Source organism: Phocaeicola abscessus CCUG 55929 (assembly GCF_000312445.1).
GTDB lineage: Bacteria > Bacteroidota > Bacteroidia > Bacteroidales > Bacteroidaceae > Phocaeicola > Phocaeicola abscessus.
Window position 1 is genome coordinate 1 of sequence record NZ_HE997184.1, and the last position, 9028, is coordinate 9028.

The window sequence follows — 9028 nt, forward strand, 5'->3', positions numbered from 1 at the left end:
GGTATTTATAAAATAGATAACTAACTCTTATTCATCTATATATGAATAAATAGGGGCGAGCTACTGCATCTTCTATATCAACACTCCGATAGCCCCTATCACACCAACCCGTATCACGCCTCGTACAGCCGAGACTTCATCTCGCTTATCTGAGAGGAAGAAATGTATTCATCATATTCCATAAGCTTGTCGAGACTACCATGGGGAGTCAACTCTATTATACGGTTCGAAACCGTTTCGATAAACTCATGATCATGCGAAGCAAAAAGCACATTTCCTTTGAACTGTTTCAAGTTATTGTTGAATGCTTGGATAGATTCCAAGTCCAGATGGTTGGTCGGAGTATCCAAAATCAAACAATTGGCATTCTTCAATTGCATCTTAGCAATCATGCAACGCATTTTCTCTCCTCCCGAAAGAACATTTACTTTCTTCAGAACTTCTTCGCCGGAAAATAGCATTCTTCCCAAATAAGCTTTCATTTGAACTTCATTCTCTGAACTGAACTGATTCAACCACTCTATCAAGTTCATATCGCTTTCAAAGAAGCGGGTATTATCCAAAGGCAAATATGCTGTAGTAATGGTAATCCCCCAATTGAACTTGCCCGCATCGGGTTTACGATTACCGTTGATTATTTCAAACAAAGCAGTCATAGCTCTCGGATCATGACTTAGGAATACGATCTTATCCCCTTTTTCTACCGTAAAGTTCACATCGTTGAAGAGCACTTTCCCGTCTTCCGAAACGGCCCGCAGACCGGATACTTCAAGGATCTGATTTCCCGGTTCACGCTCCATGGTAAAGATGATGCCGGGATAGCGGCGGGAAGAGGGACGTATTTCTTCTATGTTCAGTTTCTCCAACATTTTTTTACGGCTCGTAGTTTGCTTGCTCTTTGCCACATTCGCACTGAACCGTCGGATAAATTCTTCCAATTCTTTTCTTTTTTCTTCAGCTTTCGCTTTCTGATTCTGCATCTGGCGAAGGGCCAACTGACTGGACTCATACCAGAAACTGTAATTACCTGCAAACAGATTCACCTTTCCATAATCGATATCCACCGTATGGGTAGAAATGGCATCCAGAAAATGACGGTCATGACTGACGACCAATACCGTATGCTCAAAATCAGCCAGATAATTTTCCAGCCAAGTAACAGTATCCAAGTCCAAATCATTGGTAGGTTCGTCCAACAACAAGTTGTCCGGATTCCCAAACAAGGCTTGGGCCAACATGACACGAACCTTCTCCTTGCCGCTCAATTCAGACATTATCCTGTTGTGCTTATCTTCCTTAATGCCCAAACTACTCAATAAGGAAGCGGCATCACTTTCAGCATCATAACCGTCCAACTCTGCAAATTTCTCCTCCAACTGTGCAACCTTTATTCCATCTTCATCCGTAAAGTCAGCTTTTGCATACAAAGCATCCCGTTGTTTCATGATCTCCCACAAGACGGTATGTCCCATCAACACGGTATGGAGAACAGAGAATTTATCCCATTTGAAGTGATCCTGATTCAATACGGAAAGCCGTTCTCCCGGGCCAAGCGTGACGGAACCTTTGGTAGGCTCCAATTCTCCGGAAACAGCTTTCAAGAAAGTGGACTTACCCGCTCCATTGGCGCCGATAACTCCATATATGTTACCGTTTGTGAACTTTAAATTGACATCTTTATACAAAACTCGTTTTCCGAATTGAACAGATAAATTTGAAACTGTAATCATTAGCTAATACCTTATTTTACTATATTAAGTTGAGGGCACAAAGGTAGGCATTTTATTTGAGAAAATCGTGACACTATGACATATTTTCTCTATCTTTGCACATATCTTAAGAGGCAAGGCATGTTATTTGCAGCGTCTCTCAGTAATTAACGAAACAAAAGCGTAACAGTTATGAGTAAGCACAGAAAAAACAAATGGAAATATACCGATATGGATTCCGAAGAAATAGAAAAGACCCCGGAAGAAGAAATCGAAGCTAATTCCGATACCGAAACGGAAAATAACCAAGAAAAGGTGGAGGCTGAAGAACGAGAAAAGAAAAAAAACGATGGAGAAACCGGCGACAATCTGAATAAAGAGCTGGAAGAAGCCAAGCAGACAATTGAGGAACAACGAGACAAATACTTGCGCCTGTCGGCAGAATTCGATAACTATCGCAAGCGCACCCTAAAAGAGAAAACAGAGCTAATGCTGAACGGAAGCGAAAATATGATTAAGGCCATACTGCCCGTTATCGACGATATAGAGAGGGCACTCGATCACATGCAGAAAACAGAAGAGTTAAAACCCGCTTACGAGGGCGTCGAATTGATCTATAACAAATTCTTAAAGATTCTCGAACAGCAAGGAGTAAAGAAGATAGAGACGGCAGGGAAAGCATTCAATACGGATTTCTATGAAGCTATTGCCATGATTCCTGCTCCGTCGGAAAACCAGAAGGGGAAAATTCTGGATTGCGTCCAGACAGGCTATACATTGAATGACAAAGTTATCCGGCATGCCAAAGTTGCCGTCGGACAATAAACCATATTTTCATGGCAAAGAGAGACTATTACGAAATACTCGGCGTAGATAAAAATGCTACCTCCGATGAGATAAAGAAAGCCTATCGCAAAAAAGCAATCCAATATCACCCGGATAAGAATCCGGGCGACAAAGAAGCGGAAGAAAGATTTAAAGAAGCCGCCGAAGCTTATGAAGTTTTAAGCAATCAGGAAAAACGCCAGCGGTACGATCAGTTCGGCCATGAAGGTCTGAACGGCGCAGGTTTCGGTGGCTTCGGCGGAGAAGGCATGTCGATGGACGATATCTTCTCTATGTTCGGCGATATATTCGGCGGGCATACGGCTTTCGGAGGTTTTGGCTTCGGAGGCAGTCGTTCCGGAGCATCGCAACGTCGGTTTCGCGGATCCGACTTACGCGTGAAGGTTAAACTGAATTTGAAAGAAATCTCCACCGGAAGCCAGAAGAAATTCAAACTCAAGAAATACGTAACCTGTAACCATTGTCACGGGAGCGGTGCGGAAGGTTCGAGCGGGACGGAAACGTGCCCTACCTGTCATGGAATGGGAAGCGTCACCCGTACCCAACAAAGTCTTTTCGGAACGATTCAGACACAAACCGTTTGTCCGCAATGCGGAGGAGAAGGAAAGATCATTAAAAACAAGTGCAAAACTTGCGGCGGCGAGGGAATCGTTTACGGAGAAGAGGTGGTCGACGTCAAAATCCCCGCCGGCGTGGCCGAAGGCATGCAAGTCACCATTGGCGGAAAGGGCAATGCCGCCAAACACAACGGCGTCGCAGGCGATTTGCTGGTAGTGATCGAGGAAGAATCGCACCCGGACTTGATTCGCGACCAAGACGATTTGATCTATAATCTGTTGCTGAGCTTTCCGACAGCAACCTTAGGCGGGACGGTGGAAATTCCGACGATCGACGGAAAGGTGAAAGTAAAGATCGAACCCGGCACACAGCCGGGCAGGGTCCTCCGTCTGAAAGGGAAAGGACTTCCCGGCATTAACAGTTACGGAGCCAATACCGGTATCGGAGACTTATTGGTGAACATCAGCGTATACATCCCGGAAACATTGAATAAGGAAGAGAAGAACCTGATAGAAACGTTGCAAGATTCAGAAAACTTCAAGCCGAATGCAACGATCAAGAACAAACTGTTCAGCAGATTCAAGAACTTCTTTAACAAGTAATCCATGAGCTACGAAGAAGCGATCGACTACCTTTTCAATAGCGTTCCCCTGTTTCAGCACATCGGCAAGGATGCCTACAAAGAAGGTTTAGTCAACACACAAGCTTTGGACGAGTATTTCGGACACCCGCATCGCCACTTCCACACCATTCATGTGGCAGGGACGAACGGAAAAGGGTCCTGCGCGCATACCCTTGCGGCCATTCTTCAGTCGGCAGGTTATCAGACAGGTCTATACACCTCTCCGCATCTCATCGATTTCCGCGAAAGGATTCGGGTGAACGGAATCCCCGTATCTGAGGAGTTCGTCACGGATTTCGTCACGACCCATCGTTCCTTTTTCACACCTTTACATCCTTCCTTCTTCGAATTGACGACAGCCATGGCCTTCAAATATTTTTCCGAGCAAAAGGTGGAAGTCGCCGTCATCGAAGTCGGAATGGGCGGACGGTTAGACTGTACGAACATCATCCACCCCGACCTGTCCGTCATTACCAACATCAGCTTCGACCACATGCAATTCCTGGGCGACACCTTGGTGAAGATCGCCAGCGAAAAAGCAGGTATCATCAAAAAGAATACTCCCGCAGTCGTCGGCGAAACGAATAGCGAGACAAAACCCGTATTTATGAGCAAGGCTCGAGAAGTGAGCGCTCCTCTCACCTTTGCCGAAGAAGAACAGCTATTGAAAAGCGCCTCGATCGATGAAAGCGGCTACCAAATCTACCAGACCGCCGACTATCCCGACCTGCGAGGGGAATTGGGCGGACTTTATCAACTCCGAAACACCAATACGCTCCTATCCGTTCTTCGAAAATTAAAAGAGATCGGTTATACCCGCATAGGAGAACGGGACGTAAGGACGGGCTTCGCCCATGTTACAGAAATGACAGGCTTGATGGGCCGATGGCAGAAACTGGGAGATCGCCCCACGATGATCTGCGACGCCGGCCATAACGCCGGAGGTTTCGAGTACATCACGAAACAGCTGAAAGAACAGCGCTATAAAACCTTGCGTATCGTCATCGGAATGGTCAACGATAAGGATATCGACGACATCCTGTCGCTACTCCCCCAAGAAGCCGTCTATTACTTCACGCGCGCCGACATCCAGCGGGCTCTTCCCGAACGCCGATTGAAGGCAGCGGCCGTCGAAGCCGGACTGAAAGGCGATACGTATCCGGATGTCGCGTCGGCGGTGAAAGCTGCAAAAGACGAAGCGACCGACGACGACTTCATCTACGTCGGCGGGAGCTGTTTCGTCGTAGCGGATTTATTAAAAAATCACCTTTTATAACGATACTTTATTTCCGAAAAGTTTGGGGAAACCGATTTAAATCTTTTTATTTGCACTGAAAATGATACTCACCATTCAAAAGATTTCGATAACATGATAAACACATCCAATTCCCATGGGTTTCTGTGTGATTTAAAAAGAGCTGATTTCCAGAAGACGATTCAGGGAAAGCAAACGGATCTTTTCATCCTGAAGAACAAGAAAGACGGCGCCGAACTGGCGGTCACGAACTACGGCGGGGCGGTCGCAGCCCTCATGATGCCGGACAGGGACGGTCGATTCGCCAACATCATGCAAGGCCACGATTCCATCGAACATGTCATCCGCAGTCGCGAACCTTTCCTCAGTACCTTAATCGGGCGCTACGCCAACCGCATCGGAAAAGGCCGCTTCCTCTTGGATGAAAAGGAATATCAGGTAGCCGTCAACAACGGGCCGAATCACCTTCACGGCGGGCCGACCGGTTTTCATACCCGGGTGTGGGATGCGGTACAAAGCGACGATCAGACCCTGAAGCTTCATTACGTTTCGGCCGACGGAGAAGAAGGTTTTCCGGGACGAGTAGACATTCGTGTGACGTACCGATTGAGCGACGACGACGAATTCATCATCCAATACGCCGCGACGACCGATAAAAAAACGATCCTCAACCTGACACATCACGGGTTCTACAGCCTTTCCGGCTTGGCCGATCCTACGGCAACCGTCGACGAAAACCTCGTCACCATTCATGCGGATTACTACTTGCCCATCGACGAAACGTCCATCCCCTCCGGCGAAGTGGCCAAGGTGGAAGGCACGCCTTTCGACTTTCGCACGCCGCATACGGTCGGTTGCCGCATCGACGACCGCTTCCCGCAGCTCGCATTCGGGGCGGGCTATGACCATTGTTACGTATTGAACAAGCGCGAGGCCGGTTCCCTGACTTTGGCAGCCAAATGCGTGGAGCCTCGCAGCGGGCGATGCATGGAAGTCTACACCACCGAGCCCGGCGTTCAAGTCTACACCTCCAACTGGCACAACGGTTTCGAGGGATATCACGGAGCGACCTTCCCACGACGGAGCGCCATCTGCTTCGAGGCGCAGCGCTTCCCCGACACCCCGAACAAGGGGCACTTCCCCTCGTGCGTATTGAATCCGGGAGAGGAATACAGGCAGACGACGATTTACAAATTCAGCATAGAGAAATAAATTAAAATCTAAAACAATTTAAACTTAAAAATTATGTCACAAGAACAGAAAAACGGAAATATGATCGCGATCATCACGATGATATTCCTCTTTGGTATGATCGCATTCGTTACCAACTTAGCCGCTCCTATCGGAGTTATTTGGAAAAGCCAACCAGGCATCGAAGGTTCCAGCACGTGGGGTATGATGGGCAATATGATGAACTTCCTCGCCTACGCGTTTATGGGTATCCCCGCCGGCAAACTGTTAACCAAGGTAGGTTATAAGAAGACGGCGCTCATAGCCATCGCCGTAGGCTTCATCGGGGTCTTCATTCAGTATTTGTCGGGCATCGTGGGCGTGGGCGCTACGATCGGTTCGCTTCCTTCCAACTTTTTCGTTTACCTGTTCGGTGCGTTCGTGTGCGGTTTCAGCGTCTGCATGCTGAATACGGTTACCAACCCGATGCTGAACCTGCTCGGCGGCGGCGGGAAGCGCGGTAACCAATACATACAGTTCGGCGGTACATTCAACTCGTTAGCCGGCACGCTGACGCCGATGTTCGTAGGTGCGCTGATCGGCACGGTTACGAAAGATACAGCCATCACCGACGTCAACCCAGTCCTGTACATCGCCATGGCGGTATTCGCCCTCTCGTTCCTGATCCTGCTGTTCGTCCCGATTACAGATCCTCAGCAGAAAACTTCTCACACGGTATACGAATCGAGTCCCTGGCATTTCCGCCACTTCGTACTGGGCGCCATCGCCATCTTCGTATACGTAGGCGTCGAGGTAGGTATTCCGGGCACGTTGAACTTCTTCCTCTCGGATACCACCGGCAAGGGTGCCGGTTTGGATCCCTCCACCGCAGCTACCATCGGCGGGTTCGTGGCGGGCACTTACTGGTTCCTGATGCTGTGCGGCCGTTTCGTTTTCGGCAGCCTGTTGGGCGGCAAGATCTCGAGCAAGCACTTGATGATCGCCGCTACCGCCATCGGTGTCGGGCTGGTGCTGACCGCCATGTGCTCGTCGGTAGACTCGAGGGTATCGATGCCGGTATTCACCGGTTCGACGTTCGAGATGGTTCAGGTTCCCCTGGCGGCCTTGCTTCTGGTACTCTGCGGTCTCTGCACGTCGATCATGTGGGGTTCCATCTTCAACCTGGCGGTAGAAGGCCTGGGCAAGTACACCGAAGCGGCCTCGGGCATCTTCATGATGCTGGTAGTGGGCGGCGGCGTATTGCCGTTGATTCAAAACGCCATCGCCGATGCTTCCACCTACATGGTGAGCTACACGGTCATCCTGCTCGGCCTGCTTTACATGCTGTTCTATGCAGCCATCGGTAGCAAGAACGTGAATCCGGGCATCAAGATCGATTAGTCATTCATCCAGTATAAACCCCATTAATACATCAAATCACCATGGACATAGATTTTGTAAGAAGCCGCTTCATCAAGCACTTCGACGGTACGACGGGATCCGTATACGCATCGCCCGGCCGCATCAATCTGATCGGCGAACACACCGACTATAACGGCGGATTCGTATTCCCGGGTGCGGTAGATAAGGGTATCATGGCCGAAATCAAGCCGAACGGCAAAGATAAAGTCTGCGCATACTCCATCGACCTGAAAGATTATGTAGAATTCGGCCTGAACGAAGACGACGCCCCCAAGGCGAGCTGGGCGAAATACATTTTCGGCGTGTGCCGCGAAATGATCCGGCGAGGCGTGGAGATAAAAGGGTTCAACACGGCTTTTGCCGGCGACGTGCCCCTGGGAGCGGGCATGTCTTCGTCGGCGGCATTGGAAAGCACGTACGCTTTCGCCCTGAACGAACTCTTCGGAGAGGGTAAAATCGATCAGTTCGAATTGGCCAAAATCGGACAGGCCACCGAACACCATTACGTGGGCGTGAACTGCGGTATCATGGACCAGTTCGCCTCCGTGTTCGGCAAGGCCGACAGTCTGATCCGTCTGGATTGCCGTTCGTTGGAATATCAGTACTTCCCCTTCCGCCCGGAAGGCTATCGTTTGGTGCTCGTCGACACGATGGTCAAACACGAGCTGGCTTCTTCGGCTTATAACAAACGCCGACAGAGTTGCGAAAGCGCAGTCGCCGCCGTGCAGAAAAAACACCCGCACGTCGAATACCTGCGCGACTGTACGATGGAAATGCTCGAGGAGGCGAAAACCGAAGTCAGCGAAGAAGATTTCAAACGAGCCAAGTACGTGATCGAAGAGATCCAACGCGTGCTCGACGTCTGCGACGCCTTGGAAAAAGGCGATTACGAGACGGTAGGCACCAAGATGTACGAGACCCACTACGGACTGAGCAAACTCTACGAAGTAAGCTGCGAAGAGCTCGATTTCCTGAACGACGTGGCCTTCGACTGCGGCGTGACGGGATCGAGAGTCATGGGAGGTGGATTCGGAGGCTGTACGATCAACCTGGTCAAGAACGAACTCTACGAAACGTTCATCACGACGGCCAAAGAAAGATACAAAGCAAAATTCGGACGCAGTCCGAAGGTATACGATGTGGTAATCAGCGACGGTTCCCGTAAGCTGATTTAGTAAATTTTCCATTATAATTACTGATCGAAAGAGGGGATGTCGGAAAACGGCATGCCCTCTTTTTCGCATGTCTGGTGGCGGTCCTCGCGCCTCGGATGCGACTCGCTGCGCGGACAAAGAAAGCCGCCTGCCGACGATACGATTCGCTGCGCGGACAAAGAAGGCCGCCTGCCGACGATACGATTCGCTGCGCGGACAAAGAAGGCCGCCTGCCGACGATACGACTCGCTGCGCGGACAAAGAAGGCCGCCTGCCGACGATACGACTCGCT

General features: G+C 49.7%; 8 protein-coding genes. 6 read left to right on the top strand and 2 right to left on the bottom strand.

The features are described 5' to 3' along the window. Nucleotides 1–113: 113 nt before the first annotated feature. Nucleotides 114–1730, bottom strand: coding sequence for an ABC-F family ATP-binding cassette domain-containing protein (locus tag BN102_RS06490; RefSeq protein ID WP_036787557.1), 1617 nt, complete (start codon nt 1728–1730; stop codon nt 114–116). A 171-nt stretch (nt 1731–1901) separates the two neighbouring features. On the opposite strand from BN102_RS06490, the gene BN102_RS06495 reads away from it, so the two are divergent. From BN102_RS06495 to galK, 6 genes are all read left to right on the top strand, one after another. Next, entirely contained in the window at nt 1902–2534 is a 633-nt protein-coding gene (locus BN102_RS06495) for a nucleotide exchange factor GrpE (RefSeq protein ID WP_019208304.1), read from the top strand. 11 nt (nt 2535–2545) lie between these two features. Further along, nucleotides 2546–3715: a molecular chaperone DnaJ gene (gene dnaJ, locus BN102_RS06500; RefSeq protein WP_019208305.1), complete on the top strand. Its 1170-nt coding sequence runs from the start codon at nt 2546–2548 to the stop codon at nt 3713–3715. A 3-nt stretch (nt 3716–3718) separates the two neighbouring features. Further along, complete coding sequence (locus BN102_RS06505) at nt 3719–5011, top strand: bifunctional folylpolyglutamate synthase/dihydrofolate synthase (RefSeq protein ID WP_019208306.1); 1293 nt, start codon at nt 3719–3721, stop codon at nt 5009–5011. A gap of 93 nt (nt 5012–5104) precedes the next feature. After that, complete coding sequence (locus tag BN102_RS06510; protein ID WP_019208307.1) at nt 5105–6202, top strand: aldose epimerase family protein; 1098 nt, start codon at nt 5105–5107, stop codon at nt 6200–6202. Between the two features lie 33 nt (nt 6203–6235). Beyond that, on the top strand, nt 6236–7561 hold the full coding sequence (locus BN102_RS06515) for an MFS transporter (protein ID WP_019208308.1): 1326 nt from the start codon (nt 6236–6238) through the stop codon (nt 7559–7561). 41 nt (nt 7562–7602) lie between these two features. Then, nucleotides 7603–8757, top strand: coding sequence for a galactokinase (galK, locus tag BN102_RS06520; protein WP_019208309.1), 1155 nt, complete (start codon nt 7603–7605; stop codon nt 8755–8757). Nucleotides 8758–8774: 17 nt separating this feature from the next. Here galK and BN102_RS11065 read toward each other — a convergent pair. Next, nucleotides 8775–9028, bottom strand: a 254-nt coding sequence (locus tag BN102_RS11065; protein WP_218957798.1) for a hypothetical protein, incomplete at its 5' end; no start/stop codon positions are given.